Below are 25719 nucleotides of genomic sequence, written 5' to 3'. Positions count from 1 at the left end.
TGGTACTGCAGGGGGGACCCTGTGGGAGAGTAGGACGCCGCCGAACAATCATTCACAAAGAACCCCCGTCCGGGATCCGGACGGGGGTTCTTTGCATTTCCGGGACTCGGTCGCGCGCTTTCCCCGACCGTGATATCAAATCTCCGTGCAGTCATTCATGGATGGTGATGCGGCCACGTGGGCGGACGAGGTGCTGGAAGGCCCCCAGTGGTCCGTGCCCGGGCTGGAGGTGTCGCGGCGCGGCCGCTTTCCCCTCGCCGTCGAGCGGTACACGACCAACATGGTCAGCCGACTCGTGCCCGGCGTCACGACGGTGACCCCGCACGCGCGGTACTACGCCCTGCACGCGCTGGTCGCCGATGAGATCGCCCGTCGGCGGCTGTCGGTCCGCGAGGCGCAGCAACTGCTGCGCCGCTGCGAGGTCGTCCTGGCGGCGGTCTCGTCCCGTCATCGGCACGAGACCGCCGGAATCGGGCTGGCACACGGCGAGCAGGCCCTCGGTGCCCGCGCCCTGCTGCGCGGGGGATCGGTCGACATCGCCGCCGCCGCGGAGCGCGGCGTCTACACCCCGAGTGCCTGGGGGTTCTGGGGCCCGTACTCCGGACCCGCGCGCGAGCTGGGGATCATGGCCGCCGGGTCGCGGCTGCCCTCGGTTGGGGCACGCTGCGACATGGCCGCGATCCGTGCCGGACTCGAACCCGTGCTGGAACTCGCCGGCGAGGACGAGGTCGCATGGGAGCGGCTGGAAGGACAGGCCGACGTTCTGTGCCCCTGCCGGGGCGGGCAGCAGCCGGACGGCCGGTGGCTGGCGCGTCTGCTGTGCGCCCCGACCGCGGAGGACGGGCCGGACGGGCCCGACAGCACGCGCCGCGAGACGATCCGGCTGCTCGCCCAGGTGATGACCGATCACCGGATCAAGTCCGTGGAACGGGACCTCCCGGCGGTCCTGACCTTCGGGCCGTACCTGGAGGAGCATCCCCGGCTCGCGGATCTCGGCGTCACGCCCGCCTGGCGGGGACTGGTGCTGCGCACCTACTCGGTCGGTGCGTGGCGGCGGCTGTGGTCCTGGCTGGTGGGCGAGGTCCGCGGTCTGATGCCGGAGGGTGACCTGCGCGACCGGGTCGCCGAGGCGGTCGGTGACCGGGGCGGCCTGACGGTCCGGGAGTTCCGTGCGGCGCTGCCCCCGACCCTCGACGCATCCGGGTTCCCGGCCCCGGCGGAGACGCAGTGGCGCGGCCTCGGTCTCCCGGTGCTGCTGAGGGAGCTGGGTGTCCTCGCCATCGGCGGGCGCAGGGCGGAGGAGCTCACGGGCCGCCAGGCCAGGGCGTTCCACGGGCCGGACCGGGAGAGCCGCCGCGAACTGTATCCGCTGTGGTTCGCCCGCTACCTCGACGACCGCGGCGACCAGCGGCTGGACCGCTTCGCCCCCGACCTCGCGTCCCTCCTGCTGCGGCGGGCCCGGCGGGTGGCCCTGGACAAGGCGCGGCGAGGGGAGGACGGGACGCTCTGGATCCCGTCGAAGCTGCAGGAACGGGACGGGCTCCTCTTCAAGGTCGGCGAGGAGGGCGACAGCGACGTGGGCCTGAGGCTGAACCGCCTCACCACGGTGCTCGCCGGGTGCGGGGTGCTGACGACGGACGACGCGGGCCTGTGGAGCGTCACGGACGAAGGGAAGGCGCTCTGTGCCTGACACCTCGGAACAGGGCGGGGTGATCGCTCGGACGTTCGCCTCCCCGCTCCAGCTCTTCGTGGAGGAGCTTCGGCACACGGGGCAGCAGGCCGAGGAGGCACTGCTGCTCAGCTACACCGCCGACCTCGGGTTCCTGGAGCGCTTCGCGCTGGGACCCGTCCAGGCGGCCGGAGCGCGACTCACGGTCGTCGGCGACGCCCACCAGTCGCATCCGGATCCGCGAGCCGTCCTCAGCGCGGGGATCCGGTACACCCACGGACTGGCCGCGTGCGCCGGTGCCTTCCACCCGAAGCTGGTCGTCCTGGCCGGGCCGGAGCGCGCGACGGTGGCGATCGGCTCCGGCAACGCGACGCTCGCCGGCTGGCAGTCCAACAGCGAGCTGTGGACGGTGCTGAGGGCGGACGGGACACGCACCCCCGCGCTGTTCGGCGGACTCGCGGGCTGGCTGCGCCGCCTGCCCGCGGTCGTGGGGGTCGGACGCGGCGCGGCTGACGGCCTGGAGCGCACGGCCGACCTCCTGGAACAGCACGTCCGCACGGGCGCTCCCGCCGCCGTCGACGCGACGTTCGTCTCCGGCCTGGAGACGCCGATCCTCGAACAACTGCCGCACGGTCCGGTCGACGAGCTCATCGTCTCCGCGCCGTTCCACGACGGTGGCGCCCGTGCGCTGACCCGGCTCGTGAAGCGACTCGACCCCGGGAGGCTCGTGGTCTGCTACCAGCCCGGTCACACCGTGCTGGACGGCCCCGCGGTGGAGAGCGTCCTGCGGCGCACGGGCGGCGAACTGCGCATCGACGACGAACGCGAACGCCACCGGCACGGCAAGCTCGTCGAATGGGCGGTCGACGGCCGGCGCTGGGCGCTCACCGGCAGCCCGAACCTGACGCATGCGGCCATGCTGCTCACGACCGGCGGGGGCGGCAACTGCGAGATCGGCGTCGTCGCTCCGCTCACCGGGACGCTCGCTCCCAGCGGCGTCCCGGGAGACACCGCCGTCATTCGCGACGTCCGGCCGCCACGGTCGGACAGCGGCACCCGACGGCCGGCTCCGGTGCTGCTCGGCGCGGTACTCGCACCGGAAGGGCTCGCCGTCCAGCTGAGCCGCAAGGCGGAGTCGGCCGTGACGCTGGAACTCTCGTACCGTGACAGCGACCCGGACGAGCTGAGCGCCTGGAAGCCCTTGGGGCAGGTGCCGGCCGGCGCCCAGGAGCACCTGTTCGGCGGGGACGGCACGGCGGCGGAGGGCGGCAGCCGTGTCCGTGCGGTGGGTCCTGACGGTCCGGGTGGCGTGGTGTTCGTCACGGACCCCGTCCGGACCAGGCGCAGGCCCGGCGGGTCGGTCAAGCGGGCGCCCACGACCACGCCGGACGAGCTGTTCACCGATCCGCAGCTCGCGGAGCAGTTCGCACGCTCCCTCGTCGACCTGCGGACATCGGGCGCGTCGATCCCCGCCGCGGCGACGGGCCGCGCAGGCTCGGCCGTGGTCGCCCTCGCCACCCCGGTGCACACCGGATGGCAGGCCTACCTGGACAGCGAGCAGGCCCGCCTCGGCCTGCCCCTCGTGAACTTCGCGCTGGGGCTGCCGCTTCCGGAGGCCGGGCGTGCCGACGAGTCAGCGGGGCCGGTCCCGGTCCCGGCCTGGTACGAGGACTACTCCGGCACGGAGGAGGCGGGCCTGGACGACGACACGGTGGAGGCCGTCGACGGCGGGGAGGCGCCGCCGGACTGGTCGGTGCCGGACCTCTCGGAACAGCGCCAACGCACGCGGCGGCGCTACCAGCTCTGGGCGGACCGGCTGGTGAAGGGGACTCCCCGGCCGGAGGACCCGGTCAGGCGGCTCGCCGTACTGCGCCTGGTGATCTGCGCGGTGGGCGGTCGGGCGTGGCCCGCGCGCGACCGGTCGTGGATCCCCCTGCTCGCCGGTGCCGTCGGCGAGTTCGCCGGAAAGGAGTTCCCGGAGGAGGCGTCGGCGGCGGCGGGCAGCCTGGCCGCGGTCGCGCTGTCGGTGCTCCACTCCGAGGTCGCGGGCGGCGAGCACGACGAGGAGACGCTGACCTACCGGCGGGTGAGCCGGGAGGCCAGCCACCTGCTGGTCGACGCGGAGCCCGAGCGCATCGCGGAGTACACCCGTCCGATCGCCAGGGCCTTCGCCGGGGCGGTGCACCCGGAGACGGTGCTCGACCTGTGCGACCGTCTCGTCCAGGGGGACACCGCGGCGGACGCGGTGGACCGGCTGACGGCCCGGGGACGCCAGGCCCACCGGCGTACCGCGGACCTGGTGGAGGTCCGGGGCAGGTTCGGCAACCCCTCGAACATCGCACTCGAAGCGGTGCGCCTCGCCGACACCGACGGCCCGTTCGGGGCGTGGGCGATCGACGCCGGGGGCCGGTGGGCGTTCGTCGTGTGGCACGCGCCGGACCTCGCCGAGATCTCCTGCGCGGGGGTGGACAAGCCACTGCGCTGGCGGCACTTCCGGTTGACGGGCATCGCGACACCCGGCTCGCTGCTGGCCGAGGGAGGGCTGTCGAACCGCTACCGGGTCGACCACGGGCCGCAGAACCGGCCGTTCCCGCTCGCCGGGGAGTTGCTGTCGCGGCTCGGTCTGGACGAGCCGCACCCGTAGCCGCTCCGCCGCTTCCGCCGCCGTGACCGAACCGCTCGCCCCGGCCGAACCGCTCGCCCCGGTCTCGACGGCCGCGGGCCCCGTACCGGGGGGTGGCCGGTGCGGGGCCGACGCGGCCCCCCGGGGCGCCGGGGGATCAGGCGTAGATGTGGGCGTAGAGGTCCTGGATCTGGGCGGTGGTGGGGACGGCGGGGTTGTTGGCGGGGGAGCCGGACGCCAGGGCCTGCTCGGCCATGAGGGGTGTCAGGCGGGTCCAGGCGTCCCGGTCGATGCCGTAGGTGCGGGGCGTGGGGACGTCCAGGTCGTGGCAGAGGCCGCGGAGTGCGTCGACGAGCTTGTCGGCGGCCGCGTCGTCGGGGTCCTGGTCGGTCGCGGCGCCCAGGGCGCGGGCGCAGTCGGCGTACCGGCCGGGTGCCGCGTGCACGGAGAAGGCGGTCACCGCGGGGAACAGCATCGCGTTCGACAGGCCGTGGGCGACGTGGAAGTGGGCGCCGATCGGGCGGCTCATGCCGTGCACGAGGGCGACGCTGGAGTTCGAGAAGGCGATGCCGGCCTGGGTCGCGGCGAGCATCATGGCCTCGCGGGCCGCGGTGTCGGAGCCGTCCGCGTAGGCGCGGCGCAGGTGGCGGCCGATGGTGCCGATCGCGGTGAGGGCGAGGCCGTCGGAGAAGGGGTTGGCCTTGCGGCTCACGTACGCCTCGACGGCGTGGGTGAGTGCGTCGATGCCGGTGTCGGCGGTCAGCCGGGGCGGCATCGACAGGGTCAGGTCGACGTCGACCACGGCGGCGAGCGGCAGGAACGCCGGGCCCAGGCAGAGCATCTTCTCGTCCGTGCCGCTGTCGGTGATGACGGTGAACTGGGTCGCCTCCGACCCGCTGCCGGCGGTGGTGGGGACCGCGATCACCGGCAGCGCCGGTCCGAGGTTGACCCGCGGCGCCTTGTAGTCGCGCATGTGACCGCCCTGCACGCCCAGGAGGGCGAGGGCCTTGGCGCTGTCCATCGGGCTGCCGCCGCCGAACCCGATGACCGAGTCCGCCCCGTGGTCGTGCAGCGCCCGCAGGCCCGGGGCCAGCGAGTCGGTCGTCGGGTCGGGCACGGTGTCGGAGAACAGCCGCGGGTGCAGCCCGGCCTTGAGCAGCGTCGCCGTCAGGCGTTCCGCCGCGCCGCTGCCGACCAGGTACGCGTCCGTGACGAGGAGCGGGCGGCTCAGCCCCAGCCCCTTGATGACGTCGCCCAACTCGTCGGCGGCGCCGGGGCCGACGCGCATGATCCGCGGCAGGGACAGGCTGGCAACCATGGGGGAACCTCTCGACGGTGGGAGGAACGGTGGCCAGGTGCGCCGGCCGGGAAGGTTCGACTCTGACGCCCGCGGGGGCGTGCGTTCAAGCGCCAATCGTGCAGACGGGGTGTGCGGGAATGCAGATACGCTGCTCCCGTGCGCTCCCGTTCCCGCCCGGCCGGCGACGATCCGGCTCCGGCCTCGGTTCCGGCTCGGGCTCAGGTTCCGGCTCCGGCCTCGGCTCGGGCTCAGGTGCCGGCTCCGTGGGCGGACCGCGGCGGCCTCGATCCGCGCAGGCTCCGCGCGGACGATCTGCGCTACCTGCTCGCGGTCGCCCGCACGGGGCGGCTGGTGACGGCCGCCGACGCGCTCGGCGTGGACCACACCACGGTGTCCCGCCGCATCGGCGCGCTGGAGAAGAGCCTCGGTGTGCGGCTGATGGAACGCGGCACCGAGGGCTGGGCCCTGACGGAGGCCGGGAAGGCCGTCTGCGAGAGCGCCCACGCGATCGAGGACGCGCTCGTCCGCGTCGTCGACGCGGTGTCCGGGCAGGACGCGCCGTCCCTCCACGGCACCGTCCGGGTGAGTGCTCCGGACGGGTTCGGCACCGTCTTCGCCACACCGGCGCTGGCCCGGGTGCGCCGGCGCCACCCCCGGCTGCACGTGGAACTCATCACGGCGACACGTCAGTTGAACCTGCGTCCGGCGGGCTTCGACCTCGCCCTGACCATCGGGAGGCCGCCGAGGAGCCGACTGGTGACCGAGCACCTCACCGACTACGCGCTGGGGCTGTACGCCGGCGACGAGTACCTCGCGCGGTGCGGGCCGCCCGGCACGGTCGCCGACCTGCGGGAGCATCCGCTGGTCTTCTACATCGAGTCGATGCTCCAGGTCGGCGACCTCGACATCGAGCGCCATCTGCCGGGCATCACACCCGCGTTCTCCTCCACGAACGTCTTCGCCCAGCTAGAAGCCACCCGGCTGGGGGCGGGTGTCGGCGTGCTGCCGGCCTTCCTCGCGGATCGGGCCGGGTTGCGGCGGCTGCTGGCCGAGGAGGTGGACATCCGGCTGCCGATCACGCTGGCCGTGCGGCGGGAGGCGGTGACCCATCCCGCCGTACGGGCCGTGCGCGACGCCCTGCACCACGAAGTCGCCGAGCGCACCGCCGAGCTGCTCCCGGGGGAGCGGGCGTCCGGCCTCGGCGGTGCGCGCGTGCCGCCGTCGTGAGAGGGCGCGTCTGACGGGTGGCCGGCCCGCCCCCGGGCGGCGGCGGGCCGCCCGGCTCAGGCGCCGACGGCCGCCCTGGCCACCAGCAGGTCGGCGAGGCCGCCGACGGTGGGGTGGTCGAAGAGGTCGCGGACGGTGATCCGGACCGGCGCCCCGCGGTTGATCCGGGCGACCACCCGCGCGGCGAGCAGCGAGTGGCCGCCCACGGTGAAGAAGCTCTCGTCGTCGCCGAACTCCTCGTGCCCGAGGGCCTGGCTCCAGACGCCGCGGACGTTCCCGTGCTGCTCGTGCCAGAGGGCGCCCTTCGCCGACGCGCCGTCCCCGGCGCCCTGTTCGTCCGGAACGCCCTGCTCATCCGGCTGGTGCTGGTTCATTCTCGTGTGCCCCCTGATCCTTCTGTGGTGTACGCCACAATCCCCAGAGCCACCTCAACGTGACATCTGATGTGTGACATTTTATAGCTCTGGAGGTGGCCGATGCATGCCACGCAAGGCGTCGGGATTCCCCTGACGCAACAGCAGGAGACGGTCTGGAAGGCGCAGTTGATGGCGCCCACGGGCGACTCGTACCACATCCCGCTGGCCTTCCGGCTGACCGGACCGATCGATCCCCAGGCCCTCGACCAGGCACTTCTGCACGTGGTCGGGCGCCACCCGGTCCTGCGGACCACCATCGCCGAAGGGGGCGCCGAAGGGGGTGGCGAAGGTCGGGACGATGGGCCGCTCCAGTTCGTCCAGCCGCCGCCGGCCACGGTGCTGACCGTCCATCGGACGGCCGCGGACCGGGCGCCCGGGCTGCTCGCCGAGACCGCGGCCCTGCCGTTCGACCCGGCCGCGCCGCTGCGCCTGGCCGCCCACCTGTACCGCTGGGCACCCGACGAGGCCCTGCTGCTGCTGGTCTTCGACCACGTCGCGGTGGACGCGCCCTCGGTGGCCATGCTGCTGACCGAGCTCTCCCGCTTCTGCGCCGGGCCCCCGACGGGCACCGAACAGCGGCCGGAGGAGGACTACTTCGCCTACGCGCTGGAGCAGCGCGAGCGCTTCGCCGACCCCGACGCCGAGACCGCCGCCGGGGCCGCGTTCTGGGCGTCGCGGGCCACCGGACTGGACACCGGCACCCCGCCCCGGACCGGCGCCGAGGCCGACGGACCGGCCGGCGAGCTGGCGTTCGACCTGCCCGACGACCTCGCACCGGCGCTGACGGCCACCGGCGGCTCCCTCTTCACCGTGCTGATGGCCGCCTACTGCCTGACGCTGCGCCACCTCTCCACGGACGCAGACGTGTTGGTCGCCTACCCGGCCATCGACCCGTGGCGCGAGGAGTACGAGGACGCGATCGGCCTCTTCACCGACATGCTGCTGCTGCGCGCCCCCGCCCCGGACGCGCACAGCCTCTCCGGCTACGCCGCCGAGGTCCGCGAGGAACTGCTGGCCGGCCTGGAGCACCAAGGGGCGCCGCTGGCCGGGATGCACCAGGCGCTGCGGACGGCGGGCGCCGCCGTCCGGGCGATGCTGTCCGTTCACGACGTGGGCGCCGAGCAGCTCGCCCTGCCCGGGATCGCCGTGGAACGGGTGCCGATCCACCCCCGGACGGGCAAGATCGACCTCCTGCTGGCCGTCGAGGTGGCCGGCGAGCGGGCGAGGGCCCGCCTCCAGTACCGCAGGGACCGCCACACCGACGAGCAGGCGCGGACCGTCGCGGCGGCCTTCCGGCTGGTCCTCGGGGCGCTGACCGGGATCGCGGCCGGCGTGGACCCGCCCGCCGCCGCGGTGGAACTGCTGCCGGAGGCCGAGCGGGAGCGGGTGCTCGCGCTGGCCCACGGCGCGCCGGCCGCCCCGTTCGTCCCGGTGACCAGGTCGTTCCTGGAGCACGCCCGCAACTCGCCGCTGAGCCCCGCCGTCCTGGCCGGCGGTGAACTGCTCGACTACGGGACCCTCGAACGCGCTTCGGCCGGGATCGCCGCCCGACTGCGGGCGCTCGGGCTGCCGCGCGGCAGCACCGTCGCGCTCTGCGTGCCCCGCTCCGCCGGGTACGTCACGGCCGCCCTCGGAGTGCTGCGCAGCGGGCACGCCTTCCTGCCGGTCGACCCCGAACTGCCCCGTACCAGGCTGGGGTTCGTCCTCACCGACGCCGAGGCCGTGGCCGTGGTGGTGCCGACGGCGAAGGACGCCGAGCCGGCCGGTGGGCGGCTGCCGGTGCTGGCCCTCGACGAGCCCGGCGACGGCGTGGAGCCCACCGGCGGTGCGGTGCCGACCGGCGATGCCGAACGGCCGGGCGGTGTCCGGGAGTCGGACGGCGGCGGCGAGTCGGACGGTGCCGCGGAGTGGGGCGGCACCGAGGAACCGGGCCCCGACGACGCCGCGTACGTGATCACCACCTCGGGCAGCACCGGCCTGCCCAAGTCCGTCCGGGTGCCGCACCGCGCGCTGGCCAACAACCTGCGCTGGAAGGCGGACGAGTTCGGGTTCACGGCCGCCGACCGGTTCCACTTCAAGACCCCGCCGGTCTTCGACGCCTCGGTGTGGGAGTACCTCGCCCCGCTGACCGTCGGCGCCTCGATGGTCGTCGCCCCGGCGTGGGCGCACCGCGATCCGGCCGCGCTCGCCGCCGAACTCACCGAGGAGGCCGTCACCGTCGTCCAGTTCGTCCCGACCCTGCTCAAGGCGCTGCTCGCGGAGACCGCTCCGGCGGCCGGCGAGAGCCGGGTGCGGTGGGTGTTCAGCGGCGGCGAGGCCCTGGACTCGGGGGTCGCCGAGCGGGCGGCCCGCTGGTTCGGCGCGCCGGTGGTCAACCTCTACGGGCCGGCCGAGACCGCCATCGACGTCACCTCGTACGCCGTCGCCGGCCCGCAGAACGGGGCCTCGCAGAACGCCGGCTCGCGGAACGCCGGCTCGCAGAACGCGGCTTCGCAGGACGACGGCTCGCACGCCGTCGCCGCCGACGGGCCCGCCGGACGGGTCCCGATCGGTCGGCCCGCCGCCGGCGCGCAGGTCCACGTCCTCGGCCGGGGCGGCCAGTTGCTGCCCGCCGGGGTGCCGGGGGAGCTGTGGATCGGCGGCGTGCCGCTGTCGCTCGGCTATGTGAACCGCCGCGAGCTCACCGAGGAGCGCTTCCGCCCGCACCCCTTCGACCCCGACCCGCGGGCTCGGCTCTACCGCACCGGCGACCTCGGCGTCCGGCGTCCGGACGGCACCCTGGAGTTCCTCGGCCGGGTCGACGGACAGGTCAAGCTGCGCGGCATCCGGCTGGAGCTGGACGAGATCCGCGCGGTGGCGCTCGCCCACCCGGAGGTCAGGGACGCGGTGGCCCGGCTGGTCGCGACCGGCCGGGAGGAGGTGCTGGCGCTCTACTTCCTCGGCGAGCGGCCCGACACCCGCGAGCGCCTGCGCGCCCACCTCGCCGAGCGGCTGCCCGCCGCGCTGCGCCCGGGCCCGCTGATCCCGCTGGACGCGTTCCCGCTCACCGGCAGCGGCAAGGTCGACGTCCGGGCGCTGCCCGCCCCGCCGCCGACCGCCCCGCCGGGCCCGGCCGACCTGCCGCGTTCCGAGACCGAACGCCGGATCGCCGCCCGCTGGGCCGAGGCGCTCGGCACCGGCCGGGAGCAGGTGCCCAGGGACGTCAGTCTGTTCGAGATGGGCGGCACCTCGCTCACCCTCATCCGGTTCCACCGCCTGCTCCGCACGGAGTTCGGCACCGCACTGCCGATCACCGATCTGTTCTCCTCCCCCACCGTCGCCGCCGTCGCCCAGGCGCTGAAGACCGCCGGCCAGCACGAAGGAGCGTCATGACCGAGCACGCGAACGGCCGGCCACAGCCCGGCACCGACCACGACCCCGGCCGGGGCCCCGACCAGGCGGTGGCGATCGTCGGCCTGGCCTGCCGCTTCCCCGGTGCCCGCGACCTGGAGGAGTACCGGGAGCTGCTGCTGCGCGACGCCGGCGCCGTCCGCCGGTTCGGCGGGGACGCCGAGAAGGCCCGGCAGGACGCCGACCCCCGGTACGTCCCGGTCGGCGGCGAACTCGCGGACGTCGACCTCTTCGACGCGGAGTACTTCGGCATCGCGCCCGCCGAGGCCGCCGCGCTGGACCCGCAGCAGCGGCTGCTGCTCCAGGAGTCGGTGCACGCCCTGGAGCACGCGGGGCGCGGCGGCGGTACGGGCCTCGGCCGGGTCGGCGTGTTCGCCGGCAGCGGCGACAACCGCTACGGCACGCTGCTCGACGCCGCCGGCGTGGAGCCCACCCCGGGCAGCGGCGCCGCCGCGCTGCCGCTCCGGGTCTCCTACCACCTCGGGCTGACCGGGCCCAGCGTGTTCGTCGCCAGCCTCTGCTCCACCGCGCTCACCGCCCTCCACCTGGCCCGGCGCAGCCTGCTGGCCGGCGACTGCGACGCGGCGCTGGTCGGCGCGGTCACCGTGGCGCTGCCGCACGAGCGCGGCTACCTGGCGGTCGACGGCGGGGTGCTGTCGCCCAGCGGCGCCTGCCGTCCCTTCGACCGGCGGGCCGACGGCACGGTGCCCGGGAGCGGTGTCGGCGTGGTGGTGCTCAAGCGGCTGGCCGACGCCCTGCGCGACGGCGACACCGTGCACGCCGTGCTGCGCGGCTCCGCGCTCAACAACGACGGCGCCGCCCGGCTCAGCTTCGCCGCGCCCAGCGTGGACGGGCAGCGGGACGTCCTGCTGGCCGCCTGGGCGGAGTCCGGGGTGGACCCCGCGACGATCGGCTACCTGGAGGCGCACGGCACGGGCACCCCGCTCGGCGACCCGGTCGAGCTCGCCGCCCTGCTGGCCGCGCGCCGCCGGCTCGGCGTCACCGCTCCCTGCTCGGTGGGCAGCGCCAAGGCCGCGTTCGGCCACCTGGACGCGGCGGCCGGCATGGCCGGGCTGATCCGGGCGGTCCTCGCGGTCCGTGACGCGGTGGTGCCGGGCACCGCCGGGCACGGCGAGACCACCACGGCCGTCGACCTCGCGGGCAGCGGCCTGCACGTCCCGTCCACCGCTGCGCCCTGGCCCGCCGCGGACGGGCCGCGCCGGGCCGCGGTGACCGCGCTCGGCGTGGGCGGCACCAACGCCCACGTCGTGCTGGAGCAGCCGCCCGCCGTCGCGGCCGGACCGGCCGGTGACGGGCCGCAGATCCTGCCGCTCTCCGCCCGTTCGCTCTGGTCCTTCGAGCAGTCGTACGCCGATGTGCGGGCCCTGCTCGCCGAGGGCGGCGCCGACCCGGCCGCGCTGGCCCGGTCCCTCCAGGACGGCCGGGCCCCCGGCCCGCTGCGCCGCGCCTGGACCGCAGCCGGGCCGGCAGGGCTGTCCGCGGCTCTGGCCGACGGCCCCGCCACTCCCGCCGACGGCGCCCTGGTCCTCGGCCTGGCCGACGACGCGCCGGGCGAGGACGCGCCGGGCATCGACGTGCCGGCCAAGGCCGCGCCGGCCGTCGACGTACCGGCCGAGGCCGCACCTTCCGGCAGCGCCCCGGCCGGTGCCCTGCCGGCTGCCCCGCTGTCTGCCCCGCTCGACGCCTCGCTCGACGCCCGCGCCGGTGACGACCCGGCGGCCGACGGCTTCGCCTGGCGGCTCGCCGCACTGCGGGCGCTCGCCGCCCTCGGCGTCGAGCCCGCCGCCCTGGCCGCCTCCGGCGTGGGCGAGTTCGCCGCCCTGGCCTTCGGCGGGGTGCTCGACCCGGACGTCGCCCGGCGCTGCGCCGGGCACCACGCCAGGGCGGTGGCCGCCGCCCGCCCGGGCGGCGACCTCAGCGCCTGCGAGCGGGCGATGGCCGCGCTGGAGTCGGAGCTGTCCGGCGTCGAGCCGGGCCTGCTCCGGGTCGAGGTCCGCTCGGCCCTGGGCATCGTGCTGCCGGCCGGTACGGCGCCGTCGCCGACGCACCTGCTGGAGGTCACCGCCTCGGCCGTCCTCGGCGGGGAGCCGGTCCCGTTGCCGTCCGAGGCCCGCGTGGTGGTCCCGGCCGACGCCGGGGAACCGTGGCTGCGGCTGGTCGCGGACTGCTGGGAGCGCGGCGCGGAGCTCCGCTGGGAGCTGCTGCGCGGCGCCGGCGGCGGGCGCACGGCCGCGCCGCCGTACCCGTTCCGGCCGGTGCGGCACTGGCACCCGGCGGTTCCGGACGGCCGGGTGGAGCGCCCGCCGGTGGCGGAGGCCGCCGCCGGCACCGCGGAGGCGCAGCCGGGGGTGAGCACCCTGGAGGCCGTCCGGGCCATCTGGTGCGAGGTGCTGGGCCTGCCCGAGGTCGCCCCGGAGGACGACTTCTTCGTGCTCGGCGGCCACTCCATCCTGGCCGCCCAGGTGCTGGCCCGGATCCGGCAGTCGTACGGCGTGCGGATCCCGCTGGGCGACCTGCTGGACGCGGAGACGGCCGCGGGGACGGCGGCGCTGATCGACGCCGAGCTGGCGTCCGCGCGCCTGTACCGGACGCTGGTCGGCGTCGCGTCGGACGGGGGCCCGGACGGGCGCGCCCCGGAGAACGGTTTCACGGACGAGTGGGAAGAGGTCGAGCTGTGACGGTGCAGGACGTCCTGGAGGAACTCGCCGGACGCGGGGCCAGGCTGGCCCTCGCCGAGGACCGGCTGGCGCTGTCCGCCCCGGAGGGCGCGCTGGACCCGGAGCTCACCGCCCGGGTGCGTCAGCACCGTGAGGCGATCGTGCAGTTCCTGCGCGAGCGCGCCGAGGAGGAGGCGCGCCGGCAGGTGCGGTTCGGCCGGGCGGACCGCACCGCCGAGCTGCCCGCCACCTACGCGCAGCAGCGGCTCTGGCTGGTCGAGCAGCTCGGCACCGAGGTGCCGGTCTACAACATGTACTTCGCGACGGAGCTGACCGGAACGCTCGACGAGGCGGCGCTGCGCTGGGCCGTCGACCGCCTGATGGAGCGGCACGAGGTGCTGCGCACCGCCCTGCGGGAGAGCCCGGCCGGGCTGCTGCAGGACGTCGCGGCGCAGTGCCCGACGCCGTTCACCGTCTTCGAGGCGAACGGCGCCGAGGAGGAGGAGCGGCTGATCCGGGAGGTCACCGAGACCAGGTTCGACCTGGCCGCGGCGCCCCTGATCCGCTTCGACCTGATCCGCTGCGAGGCCGGCCGGTGGATCCTGGTGATCACCCAGCACCACGTGATCTCCGACGGCTGGTCCACCGGCGTGATCCGCTCCGAGCTCTCGGAGCTGTACGCGGCCCGGATCGCCGGCCACGCCGCCGACCTGCCCGAAACCACCGTGCAGTACGCCGACTTCGCGGTCTGGGAGCGCGAGTGGCTGGGGACCGAACTGGCCGAGCGCCAGCGCCGGTTCTGGCGCGAACGGCTGGCGGACCTGCCGCCGCTGGTCGACCTCGCGCCGGCCCGCACCCGGGAGGCCGTGCAGAGCTTCCGGGGCGACTCGCTGGACTTCCGGCTGGGCCCCGAGGCGAACGCCGCGCTGGAGCTGCTCTGCTCCTCGGCCGCCGCGACGCCGTACAGCGTCTTCATGGGCGTGTTCACCGTGCTCCTGGCGCGGGTCTCCCGCTCGGGCGACATCGCGGTGGGGAGCCCGCTGGCGAACCGGCCGTACCCCGCGCTGGAGCGCACCCTCGGGCTGTTCTTCAACTCGATCACCGTCCGAACGGTGATCGACGAGACCCGGAGCGTGCGGGACTTCCTGGCCGGGGTGCGGCGTGAGGCCTTCGACGCCTTCGCCCACCAGGACCTGCCGTTCGACCAGGTCGTCCAGGCGGTGGCGCCGGAACGCAGCAGCTCGCACTCGCCGGTGTTCCAGTCGATCTTCATCTACCAGAGCTACCCGGACACCGACCTCGACCTGCCCGGCGTGCGCTCCGGCACCGCCCCCGAACCGGTGTACGCGGCCCAGTACGACCTGATGCTGAAGCTGCGCCAGGAGGGCGAGGGCTTCCTCGGCCAGCTCATCTACAGCACCACGCTGTTCGAGGAGGCCCAGGCCCGCCGGCTGGTCGTCTGGTTCGAGCGCCTGCTGGTCGCCATGGCCGGCGACCTCGACCGACCGGTCGGCGAGCTGTCGCTGGTCGGCCCGGAGGACGTCGCCCGGCAGGCCGGCCAGGACGCCGCGGCGGAGCTGCCGGTGGCGGCCGTGCCCGTGCACCGGCTGGTGCTGGAGCGGCTGGCCGAGCTGGCGGACACGCCGGTGGTGTCGTTCCGGGACGAGGCGCTCACCGGGGCCGCACTCGCCGAGCGGGCCGCCGCGGTGGCGGCCGGGCTGCGGGCGGCCGGGCTGCGGCCCGGCGACCGGGTCGGCCTGCTCGTCCCGCGTTCCCCCGCACTGGTTGCGGTGCTGCTCGGGGTGCTGTCCGAGGGCCTGGTCTACGTGCCGCTGAACGGCTCGGACCCGGGCGCCCGGCTGGAGGGCATGCTGGCCGACGCCGGCTGCGCGGCGCTGCTCACCGACGGCCCGTACACCGGGCTGTGCCCGGAGTTCACCGGACTGCGGCTGCCGCTCGCCGAGCTGACGGGCCGCACGCCGGAGCAGGCCGCGCCGGCCCGGACGTCCACGCCCGAGGACTCCGCCTACGTCATCTTCACGTCCGGTTCGACCGGCCGCCCCAAGGGCGTCGAGGTCTCCCACGGCGCCCTGGCCAACCTGTTCGCCTCGCTCGACCGGGCCGTCCCCGTCGAGCCGGGCACCCGCTGGCTGTCCGTCACCTCGGTGACCTTCGACATCGCCGTCCTGGAACTGCTGTGGACGCTCTCGCGCGGCGTCCCGGTGGTCCTGGCCGAGAACGCGGAGACGCTGGCCACGGCCCCCGGCGACGCGCGCGCCGAGACCCTGCCGGAGCTCGTCGAGCGCAGCGGCGCGACCGCCCTCCAGGCGACGCCGACCCTGCTGCGAAGCGTGCTGCGGCTGCCCGGCGGCGAGCGCGCGCTGGCCCGGCTGCGGCTGCTGCTCTGCGGCGGCGAGCCGCTGGACCGGGCGCTGGCGGCCCGGCTGAAGGAGCTGGGCATCCCCCTGGTGCTCAACATGTACGGGCCGACCGAGACCACCGTCTGGTCGACCTGCTGGGAGGTGCCGCCAGACCCGGAGGCGGTGCTGGTCGGCCGGCCGCTGGCCAACACCAGGGTGCGGATCCTGGACGCGGCGCTGCGCCCGCAGCCGGACGGCCTGTTCGGCGAGCTGGCGATCGCCGGCGCCGGCCTGGCCAAGGGGTACCTCGGCGACGCCGGGCTCACCGCGCGCCGCTTCGTCGACGGGCCGGACGGCGAGCGGCTGTACCGCACCGGGGACCTCGCCCGGCGGCTGCCGGACGGCACCCTGGAGCTGGCCGGACGGCTGGACCACCAGGTCAAGGTGAACGGCTACCGGATCGAGCTCCCCGAGGTGGAGCGGGCGATCGGCGCGCTGCCCGGCATCGCCGCCTGCGCGGTGGTGGTGCAGTACACCGGCGCCGAGGCGGCGCTGGTCGCCCACTACGTCACCCGGGACGGCCTGGACCGGACCGCGGGGGAGCTGCGCGCGGCCCTCGCCGACGCCCTCCCCGACCCGTACCTGCCCGCGGCCTTCCACCGCCTCCCGGCGCTGCCGACGACGGCGGGCGGCAAGACCGACCGGGCGGCGCTGCCGACGGTCGTCCTCGCCGGAGCCGCTCCGGCCGGGGCGGACGATCCGGCGGTGCGGCCCCGGGACGTGCTGGAGGAGCGGCTGCTGGCGGCCTGGCGCACCGTGCTGGACCGGCCGCTGGCCACCGTGGCGGACGACTTCTTCCGGCTCGGCGGCAACTCCATCCTGGTCGCCCGGCTGCTCACCGAGATCCGCGCGAACGTCAGCGCGGAGGCCCGGATCGTCGACCTCTTCCGCCACCCGACCGTCCGGGCGTACGCCGACCACCTGCGCCGTCCCGCCGCCGAGGCCGACCGGGCCGTCCCCGGGGCGCCGGCCGCCGAGCGGACGGTCGGCGACCGCCGGCGCGAGCAGGTGCTGCGCAAGCGCCGCGCACGCGCCGCCGCCGCCCCCGCCACCGCCCGACCCGCGAGCGAGGAGTGACCGCCGTGCCCGCATCTTCACCCGCGTCCCCGTCCGCCCTCCCGTCCGCCGACCCGTCCGACGACGGGCGGCTGTACGAGGACGGGCAGCAACCGTACGAGGACCAGCTCGACGACCAGCTTCCCGCGATCGCCGTGACCGGCATGGCCTGCCGCTTCCCCGGCGCCGACTCCACGGCGGCGTTCTGGTCGCTGCTGCGCGCGGGGACCGAGGTCCGCGAGGAGGTCCCGGAGCAGGAGCTGCGCCGGGCCGGGGTGGCCGCACCCGCCCCCGGCGGCCCGGTCCACGTGCCGGTCCGCCGGCCCTTCGGCGACCCCGCGCTGTTCGACGCCGCCGCGTTCGGGATGACCCCCGCCGAGGCCGCGCTCACCGACCCCCAGCAGCGGATCCTGCTGGAGCTCGCGGTGCACGCCCTGGAGGACGCGGGCATCGACCACGAGGCCTTCCCCGGTGCGATCGGCACCGTGGTCGGCCTCAACCACTCCGACTACCTGCTGCACCACGTGCTCGCCCACCCCGAGGTGGTCGGGACGCACGGCTGGCACCGGGTCCTGATGGGCAACGACCGGGGGTTCACCGCCACCCAGATCGCCTACCGGCTGGGCCTGACCGGCCCGGCCTTCGCCGTGGACTGCGGCTGCTCCGCCGCTCTGGTGGCGGTGCACCAGGCGGCCCGGATGCTGGTGGACTACGAGGCCGACGCCGTGCTGGCGGGCGGCGCCGCGATCAACCCGCAGGACGTCGGCTACGAGTACACTCCCGGCGGCATCGTCTCGCCGGACGGCCGCTGCCGGCCGTTCTCCGCCGAGGCCTCCGGCACGGCCTTCGCCAGCGGGGCCGGACTGGTGGTGCTGCGCCGGCTGGAGGACGCGCTCGCGGACGGCGACCGGGTCCTCGCGGTGATCCGGGCCGGAGCGGTGAACAACGACGGGCGCCGCAAGAGCGGGTACACCGCGCCCAGCGTGGCGGGCCAGGCCGAACTGGTGGCCCGGGTGCACCGGCTGGCCGGCGTCGGTGCGGACCGGATCGGCCACCTGGAGGCGCACGGCACCGCCACCCTGCTCGGCGACCCGATCGAGGTCGCCGCACTGACCGAGGCCTTCCGGCGGACCACCTCGGCGACCGGCCACTGCGTGCTCGGCTCGGTCAAGGCCAACGTCGGGCACCTGGACTCGGCGGCCGGCATCGCCGGGCTGATCAAGACGGTGCTGATGCTGCGGCACCGGGAGTTCGTGCCCACGCCGGGCTGCGGGTCGACGAACCCGCACATCGACTTCGCCGCCTCGCCGTTCCGGATCGCGGGGGAGCCGCAGCCCTGGGAGTCCGAGCTGCCGAGGATGGCCGGCGTGAGCGCGTTCGGCGTGGGCGGCACCAATGCGCACCTGCTGCTGGAGGAGGGGCCGGTACGGCTCCCCGAGGGCGACCCGCCGCGCCGGGAGTTCGACCGCCGCCGCCACTGGCTGGACCCGCGCCCGACCGGGGCGGCCGCCGACGGGCCCGCCCGGCCCGAGCCCCGGGCCGCGGAGCCGGGCGCCCCGGAGCCGGGAAGCCCGGAGTCGAACGCCCAGGAGTCGAACGCCCAGGCGCCGGGCGTTCCTGGACCCGAGGCCGTGGAGTCGGGCGCCCTGGAGATCTTCCGCACCGCGCTCGGGACGGACGGGATCGGCCCCGAGGACGACCTCTTCGTGCTCGACGGCGACTCGCTGACCGCCCAGCGGATCGCCGCCCTGGCCGGGGCCCGCTGGGGGGTCAGGATCCCCCTCGGGACCTTCCTGGACGAACCGACGCCCGCCCGCCTGGCCGCCCTGTCCCTCGCGGCCCTGGCCGCCCTCGCGGCCGAGACGCCCGCCCCGCCCGCCCCGGTGGCCGGGCCGCCGGCCGGAGCCGGGTCCGCCGGCCCCGCCGGGCCCGGGCTGCTGCCGGTGCCCGCCCTGCTGGAACGGTTCCTCTTCCTGGACGAAGTCCCGGGCGCGGCCGAGTCCTACCACGTGCCGGTCCTCGCCGAACTGGCCGGGCCGCTGGATCCGGCCGCCCTGGCCGGAGCGCTCCAGGACGTGGTGGACCGTCACGACGGCCTGCGGCTGCGCTTCCACCGCAGCGAGCACGGCCCGCAGTTCGAGATCCTGCCGCAGGCCGGCGTCGAACTCCCGGTGGTCGACGTCCCCGACGAGGACGCCCTCCACCGGGCCGTGAACGACCTCCTCACCACGGCGATCCCGCTGGACCCGGCCCCCGCCCTGGTCGCCCGGCTGTTCCGGCGCTCCGCCGACCGCCACGTGCTGGCCGTCGTGGTGCACCACATCTGCGCGGACGCCCACTCCACCGGGGTGCTGCTGCGCGACCTCTACGCCTGCTACGCCCGCCGCACCGGCGCCCCGACGACCCGACTGCCCGCCCTGGAGGGGCTGTTCGCCGAGTACGCCCGGGCCACCGACGACTGGGCCCGGTCGGCCGAGGCCGACCGGCAGGCCGCGTTCTGGAGCGCCGAGCTGGCGGACCCGCCCGAGCGGCTGCGGCTGCCGGGCCGCGCTCGCCCCGCCGAGCGCCGCTACCGGGGCGAGCTGCTGGAGTTCGAGCTCCCCGCGCGGGTCGCCGACCAGGTCCGGGCCCTGGCCGAACGGCGCAGGGTGACCCCGTTCACCGTGGTGCTCGCCGCCTTCGCCGTCCTGCTCGGGCGGCTCGGCACCAGCTCCGACCTCGTCGTCGGCACCCCGGTGGCCGGCCGGCAGGACCCGCGCACCCGCGACCTGATCGGCAACTTCGTCAACACCCTGCCGCTGCGCCTGCGGCTCGACCCCGCCGACGACTTCACCGCGCTGGTCGACCGGGCCGCCGGCCGGCTGCGCGCCGCGCTGGACCACCAGGAGCTGCCGTACGAGCTCCTCGTCCACCGGCTCGGGCGCACCGCGGACCAGCGCGAGGCGCCGCTCTTCGACGTGCTGTTCAACATGCTCGGCGGCGAGTCGGGCCCGCCGCCCGCGCCGCCCGGTCTGACCGCCCACCCGGTGCCGTTCGACCGGGGCGGCAGCCCGTACGAGCTATCGCTCGACTGGTGGTTCGACCCGGACGGGCAGCTGGGCGGGCGGTTCCGCTACGACGTCGACCGCTTCGACCGGGCCGGCGTCGAGCAGTGGCGGGACTGCTTCGCCCACCTCCTCGACCGGCTGACCGCCGAGCCCGGGGCGCCCGTCGCCGACTGGCCGGCCGAGCCGCCGGCGCTCGCCCGGCGGACGGCGCAGGCCCTGCGCGGGCCGGTCACCGAGGTGCCGGAGCAGCCCGTCCACGAGGTCTTCGAGGACTGGGCCCGGCGGGAGCCGCAGCGGCTCGCGCTGGCCGGCGGCGGTGCGGAGCTGACGTACGGGCGGCTCGCCGAGGTCTCGGCCGCCGTCGCCGCCCTGCTGGCCGGGCACGGGGTGCGCCCCGGCGACCGGGTCGGCCTCGCCCTCCCGAAGGGCGTGCCGGCGGTGGCCGCGCTGCTCGGCGTGGTCCGGGCCGGTGCGGTGGCCGTCCCGTTCGACCCGGGACTGCCGCCCGCCCGGCTGACCCTGATGGCCGAGGACTGCTCGCCGTCGGTGGTGCTCTGCGAGCGCCCGCAGGCGGCGGAGTTCGCGCCGCGGGCCGTCCCCGTCGTGCTGCCCCCGCTCGCCGGACTCACCGCGCCGGACGGGTGGACCGGCCCGTCCGTCGGCGGGTCCGACCTCGTCTACCTGACCTACACCAGCGGCAGCACCGGCCGGCCCAAGGGCATCGCCTTCCCGCACCGGGCGCTGACCAACCTCGTCCACTGGGAGACCGACGGGTACCGGCGGGGGCTGCGCTGGCTGCAGTTCGCGCCGCTCGGCTTCGACGCCGCCTTCCACGAGGTCTTCGGCGCGCTCTGCGGCGGCGGCTCACTGCACGTGGTCGACGAGGAGACCCGGTACGACCACGAGCTGCTCGCCGCCTTCATCGCCGGGCAGGGGGTGCAGAAGGCCATCTGGCCGGTCTCGCTGCTCAACTCGGTGGCGGCCGTGTTCGAGGACGACACCGAGCAGTTCGCCTCGCTGCGGGAGATCGCCGCGACCGGCGAGCAACTGCGCCTGGGCGCGGCCTCGCTCGCCTTCTTCGCCGCGCTGCCCGACTGCCTGCTGATCGACAACTACGGCCCCGCCGAGACCCACGTCGTGACCTCCTACCGCTTCCAGGGAGCGCCCGCCGACTGGCCGCGGTACGCGCCGATCGGCCGGCCGCTGCCCAACACGGTGCTGCGGCTGACCGACCCGGCGGGCCGGGACGTGCCGTACGGGGCGGTGGGCGAGCTGCGGATCGGCGGGGTGTGCGTGGCGGAGGGCTACCTCGGGCTGCCCGCGCAGACCGCCGAGCGCTTCGAGCGGTCCGAGGGGATCGCGTGGTACCGCACCGGCGACCGGGCCAGGCTGCTGCCCGGCGGCGAGCTGGAGTTCCTCGGCCGCGAGGACGGCCAGGTCAAGATCCGCGGCCACCGGGTGGAGCTCGCCGAGGTGGACCTGGCGATCCGCCGGGTGCCGGGCGTCCGGGACGTGGCGGTGGTGGTGGCCGGCGCGGACGGCGAACGGCGGCTGGACGCCTACCTGGTGACCGCCGTCCCGGTGGAGCGGGTGCGCGAGCGGCTGCTGGCGGAGCTGCCCCCGGCGCTGGTCCCGGCCACCTTCACGGTGCTGGACGCGCTGCCCGTCAACGTCAACGGCAAGGTCGTCCCGGCCCTGCTGCCCTCCCCGGGCCGCCCGGCGTCGGCTCAGGCACCGGCGTCGGCTCAGGCACCGGCACCGGCTCCGGCGGCAGGAGCCGCCACCGGCCAGGACGGACCGGCGGGCGAGGTGCTGGGGCTGTTCCGCCGGATCCTGGAGCGCCCCGACCTCGCGGCCGACGACGACTTCTTCGCCGTCGGCGGGCACTCCCTGCTGGCCATCCGGGTCCTGTACGGGCTGCGCGAGCGCTTCCCGGCCGCGCAAGACCTCTCCGTGGCGGAGTTCTACCGCTGCCGCACCGCCGAGCAGGTGACCCGCCGGCTGGCACCGCGCCCCGCGGGCCCGGCCGCCGCACCCGGCGGGCCCCGGCCGCAGACCCTCCTGCCGGACACCGGCCCGCCCGCCGCGCTGCCCGCCGGACTGCGCGCGGCGGCGCGCCCCGAGGCCGCCGCCGACGGCAAGAGCTTCGTCCTGGAGCTCGGCCCGCGACCGGACCCGCAGGCGCTGCGCCTGGCCTACCGGGCGCTGCTGCGGCGCCACCCCGCCCTGCGGCTCACGGTCGAGCCGGACGGCGGCGGGCTGAGGGTCCGTCCGGTCGAGGACCTGGACGACACCGTGCCGGTGCTGGAGCCGGATCCCGCCGCCGACCTGCCCGGCCAGGTGTACCGGGCCGCCCGGGCCGGCGCCCCCGACCCGCGCCGGGACCCCCTGCTGCGGCTGCTGCTCGCCACCCCGCCCGACGGGCCGGCACTGCTCGGCCTGAGCCTGCACCCGCTGGCCCTCGACGGGCTCGGCCTGCTCACCCTGGTCGGGGAGCTGGCCACCGCGTACCGGGATCCGGCGGCGCTGGGCCCCGAGGACCGCGGCTTCCTGCGCCAGCTGGCCTGGCGGGAGCAGCTGGCGGACGGCCGGGAGGCGAAGGACGCCGCCGGGCTCTGGCACGAGCTGCTCGCCGGGCACGCCGCCCAGGGCGGGCACGCCGCCCAGGGCGGGCACGGCGGCGCGGACGACACCTCCGACACCTGGGCCGACCCGGAGACCGAGGCCGACTGGGTGCCGCAGGCCGGCCTGCACACGGCCGTCCGGGACGCCGGCGCCCGCCTCGGCCTGTCGCCGTACACCCTCCAGCTCACCGCCTTCGCCCTCGCCGCCGCGCGCACCCTCGGCACCGGCACGCCCCGGATCGCCCTGCCCTGGGACGGCCGGGCCGCCGCCGGACTGGAGGACAGCGTCGGCGCCTTCGCCGAGGTCGTCCCGCTGCCGGTGACGATCCGCCCGGACGCACCGGTCGCGGACGCGCTGGCGTCCGTCCGGGCGCTGCTGGCCCGGATCGAGGAGGCCCGGCCGGTGCCGTTCGCGGACCTCGCGGCCACCGACCCGGTGCTCGCCGCCGCAGGCGCCGCCGACCTCGTGTTCAACTACGCCTGGGACGACGGCGGCGAACAGCCGTTCGCCGGCCGCGCCCTGCGCTGGGTCGGCCCCGAGCCGGTCCAGCCGGGCCGGCGGGCGCACTTCGCGGTGGTGGACGGCCCCGACGGCTTCCGGGTGCGGGCGCTCTCCCGGGCCGGCGGCCCGGACGCCGGGGAGCTCGCGGCCGCGTACCGGGAGGCGCTCTACGCACTGCTCTTCGACCCGTCGGCCCGCCCGGACGGGCGTCCGGCCGCGACCGCCCAGGAAGGGGAGTCATGAAGTTCGGCCTGTTCTTCTTCGCCAACGGGGACGACCCCGACGAGCAGTACCGGCTGCTGCTGGAGGCCGCCGCCTTCGCCGACGCCGAGGGCTTCTCGGCGGTCTGGACGCCGGAGCGGCACTTCCACCCCTTCGGCGCGCCCTTCCCCAACCCGTCCGTCACCGGTGCGGCCGTCGCCGCAGTGACCCGTCGGATCTCGGTCCGGGCGGGCAGCGTGGTGCTGCCGCTGCACGACCCGCTGCGGGTCGCCGAGGAATGGGCGGTGGTGGACCGGATCTCCGGGGGCCGGGCCGAGATCGCCCTCGCCTCCGGCTGGAACCCGCAGGACTTCGTGCTCGCCCCCGAGCGGTTCGCGGCGGCCAAGGCCGAGCTGCGCAAGGGCCTCGACGAGGTGCGCCGGCTCTGGGCCGGCGAGGCGGTCGACCGTCCGGGGCCCGGCGGCAGCACCCACCGGGTCCGCACGTACCCGACGCCCGCCGCGGGCGGCCTGCCCCTGTGGATCACGGCGGCGGGCTCGCCGGAGACCTACGCCTTCGCCGGCGAGAGCGGCGCCGGGGTACTGACCCATCTGCTCGGCCAGTCCCTGGAACAACTGGAGGAGAACCTCGCCGGATACGCCGACGCGCTCGCCGTCCACGGTCACGAACCGGAGCGCGAGCGGGTCGCCGTCATGCTGCACACCCACGTGGGGCCCGACCGCGAGCAGGCGCTGGCCCGGGCCCGCGAGCCGCTGCTGGCGTACATGCGCTCCTCGCTCAGCCTGTTCGGGCTGAACACCGCGCCGGGCGGCGCCGACGCCTCGCCGGAGGCGATGGAAGAACTGCTGGAGCTGGCCTACCGGGACTTCTCCAGGGAGCGCTGCCTGCTCGGATCGGTCGAGGACGCCCTGCCGCTGGTCGAATCGCTGGCCGAGATCGGGGTCGACGAGATCGCCTGCCTCATCGACTTCGGCGTCGGCACCGACGAGGTGCTGGAATGCCTGCGCACCCTGGCCGAGCTCCGCCGACGCTGCGAGCACCTGTGAGCTCCCGGGGCGTGTCCGCAACTGCCCGCCCACTCCTTCCCCTCCGTCTCCCTCCCTTCCGCCTCTCCTCCTCCCTCCCGCCTCCCTCCCACCACCGACCGACAGGAGCAACCCGGTGACAACGAACGACGGACCGCCCACGGCCGGGGCCGCCATCAGGAGGATCGCCGGCGCGGCCCTGCCGCTCTACCTCTCGATGATCGCGGCCTCGGCCGGCGCCCTGGTGGACACCGCCGTCCTCGGCCACCACGGCACCGCCTCGCTGGCGGCCCTCGGCGTGACCATGGCCGTCTTCGGTCCGGCCACCGCCGCGATCGCGGGCGCCCAGCGCGGGGTGATGCCCTTCGTGACGGAGCATCAGGACAGCCCCCGGGAGCTGCTGACCGTCCTGCGCAACGGCATGTGGCTGGCCGTCGCCACCGGCGGCCTGGGCGCGCTCGCGGTCGCCTGCGTGCCGCTGATCGCCCGGCTCGGCGGGGTGCCGGAGGAGACCCTCGACCAACTCGGCTTCTTCCCGCTCCTGCTGGCCCTCGACACCCTGACGGTCGCGCTGTCCACCACCGCGGCCTCGGCGCTGATCGGTCTGGGCCGCGGCCGGCTGGTGATGCGGGCCGGGCTCGCCGGTACCGGCACCGCCGTGGTGCTGTCGCTGCTGCTGGTGGGCGGGCCCGGACCGCTGCCCGCGCTCGGCCTGAACGGCGCCGGGATCGCGATGCTCGCCTCCGGCCTGATCAGCGCGGTGGTCGCGCAGACGGGGCTGCGCCGGGTCCCGCAGCTGGCGGGCGAACCGCTGCGGCTGGGACGGCCGCAGCCCGCCGAGGTGTTCGCGCTGGCCAAGGTCGGGATCCCGCTGGCCGCGACCGTGCTGATCAAGTTCGCGGTGCTGGGCGTGCTGGCCTTCTCGGCCGCCCGGATCGGCACCCAGGACGCCGCCGTGCACAGCGTGGCGGTCTCGCTGGTCAACCTGGTCTTCACCGCCGCCGTCGCGGTGGGGCAGGCGGTCGTGCCGGTGGTGGCCGACCGGCTGAAGGAGGAGGACCTGCCGGGGGTGCGGTCGGGGGTGGGCTCCGGCCTCGTCGTCGCGGCCGGCGCGGTGCTGCTGCTCGCCACCGTGCTCACGCTGCTCCGCGGCCCGGTGCTGGAGCTGTTCAGCACCGACCCGGAGGTGCGCACCGGGCTGGTGGACCTGCTGCCGCTGGTGCTGGCCGCGACCCTGGCGGACGCCCTGCAGGCACTGTTCGGCTTCGGCCTGATCGGGGTCCGGCGGACGCTGCCGAGCATGCTCTGCTTCGCCGCCGGCTACGGCGTGCTGGCCCTCGCGGCGGGCCCGGCGGCCTCGTACGGCGGGCTGACCGCGCTCTGGAGCACCCTGGCCGTGGTCAACCTGGCCCTGGTCGTGGCCCAGGGCTGGTGCTTCCGCCGCTACAGCGCGATCGCGGTGGCGACGGCCCCGGCCGCGGTGGCCGCCTGACGGACACCCAGCGCCCGGCACCACGCGG

General features: G+C 76.1%; 11 protein-coding genes. 9 read left to right on the top strand and 2 right to left on the bottom strand.

The genetic code is table 11. The features are described from left to right. The first annotated feature begins 145 nt into the window (after positions 1–145). Together AC067J_RS38545 and AC067J_RS38540 are read left to right on the top strand one after the other, a co-directional pair. Positions 146–1690: a hypothetical protein gene (locus tag AC067J_RS38545; RefSeq protein WP_478307430.1), complete on the top strand. Its 1545-nt coding sequence runs from the start codon at positions 146–148 to the stop codon at positions 1688–1690. Beyond that, the gene (locus AC067J_RS38540) at positions 1683–4313 is read left to right on the top strand and encodes a hypothetical protein (RefSeq protein ID WP_478307428.1); all 2631 of its coding nucleotides are present in this window, start codon (positions 1683–1685) and stop codon (positions 4311–4313) included. Before AC067J_RS38545 ends, AC067J_RS38540 begins: the two co-directional genes overlap by 8 nt. A 136-nt stretch (positions 4314–4449) precedes the next feature. Here the strand turns inward: AC067J_RS38540 and AC067J_RS38535 are convergent, their stop codons facing one another. After that, the gene (locus AC067J_RS38535) at positions 4450–5610 is read right to left on the bottom strand and encodes an iron-containing alcohol dehydrogenase (protein WP_478307426.1); all 1161 of its coding nucleotides are present in this window, start codon (positions 5608–5610) and stop codon (positions 4450–4452) included. A 234-nt stretch (positions 5611–5844) separates the two neighbouring features. On the opposite strand from AC067J_RS38535, the gene AC067J_RS38530 reads away from it, so the two are divergent. After that, positions 5845–6819 carry a LysR family transcriptional regulator gene (locus AC067J_RS38530; protein WP_478307424.1) on the top strand — a complete coding sequence of 325 codons (975 nt, stop codon included), beginning with the start codon at positions 5845–5847 and terminating at the stop codon, positions 6817–6819. A 56-nt stretch (positions 6820–6875) separates the two neighbouring features. Here AC067J_RS38530 and AC067J_RS38525 read toward each other — a convergent pair whose 3' ends face one another. Next, complete coding sequence (locus AC067J_RS38525) at positions 6876–7193, bottom strand: acyl carrier protein (RefSeq protein ID WP_478307423.1); 318 nt, start codon at positions 7191–7193, stop codon at positions 6876–6878. Between the two features lie 102 nt (positions 7194–7295). Between AC067J_RS38525 and AC067J_RS38520 the strand changes: the two genes are divergently transcribed. The 6 genes from AC067J_RS38520 to AC067J_RS38495 all read left to right on the top strand — a co-directional run bounded on the left by AC067J_RS38520 (position 7296) and on the right by AC067J_RS38495 (position 25691). Next, entirely contained in the window at positions 7296–10607 is a 3312-nt protein-coding gene (locus AC067J_RS38520; protein WP_478307422.1) for a non-ribosomal peptide synthetase, read from the top strand. Further along, the gene (locus tag AC067J_RS38515) at positions 10604–13324 is read left to right on the top strand and encodes a beta-ketoacyl synthase N-terminal-like domain-containing protein (protein WP_478307420.1); all 2721 of its coding nucleotides are present in this window, start codon (positions 10604–10606) and stop codon (positions 13322–13324) included. Before AC067J_RS38520 ends, AC067J_RS38515 begins: the two co-directional genes overlap by 4 nt. After that, positions 13321–16800, top strand: coding sequence for a non-ribosomal peptide synthetase (locus AC067J_RS38510; RefSeq protein WP_478307418.1), 3480 nt, complete (start codon positions 13321–13323; stop codon positions 16798–16800). Before AC067J_RS38515 ends, AC067J_RS38510 begins: the two co-directional genes overlap by 4 nt. Positions 16801–16805: 5 nt before the next feature. After that, positions 16806–23195 (top strand): amino acid adenylation domain-containing protein, encoded by a 6390-nt coding sequence (locus AC067J_RS38505; RefSeq protein WP_478307416.1) that lies wholly within the window; start codon positions 16806–16808, stop codon positions 23193–23195. Beyond that, positions 23192–24220 carry a MupA/Atu3671 family FMN-dependent luciferase-like monooxygenase gene (locus AC067J_RS38500; protein WP_478307414.1) on the top strand — a complete coding sequence of 343 codons (1029 nt, stop codon included), beginning with the start codon at positions 23192–23194 and terminating at the stop codon, positions 24218–24220. Before AC067J_RS38505 ends, AC067J_RS38500 begins: the two co-directional genes overlap by 4 nt. A gap of 115 nt (positions 24221–24335) precedes the next feature. Next, positions 24336–25691 carry an MATE family efflux transporter gene (locus AC067J_RS38495; RefSeq protein ID WP_478307412.1) on the top strand — a complete coding sequence of 452 codons (1356 nt, stop codon included), beginning with the start codon at positions 24336–24338 and terminating at the stop codon, positions 25689–25691. Positions 25692–25719 lie beyond the last annotated feature (28 nt).

It is taken from the genome of Kitasatospora sp. NPDC042419, from assembly GCF_056437345.1.
This window is presented reverse-complemented; position numbering and strand designations above follow the sequence as displayed.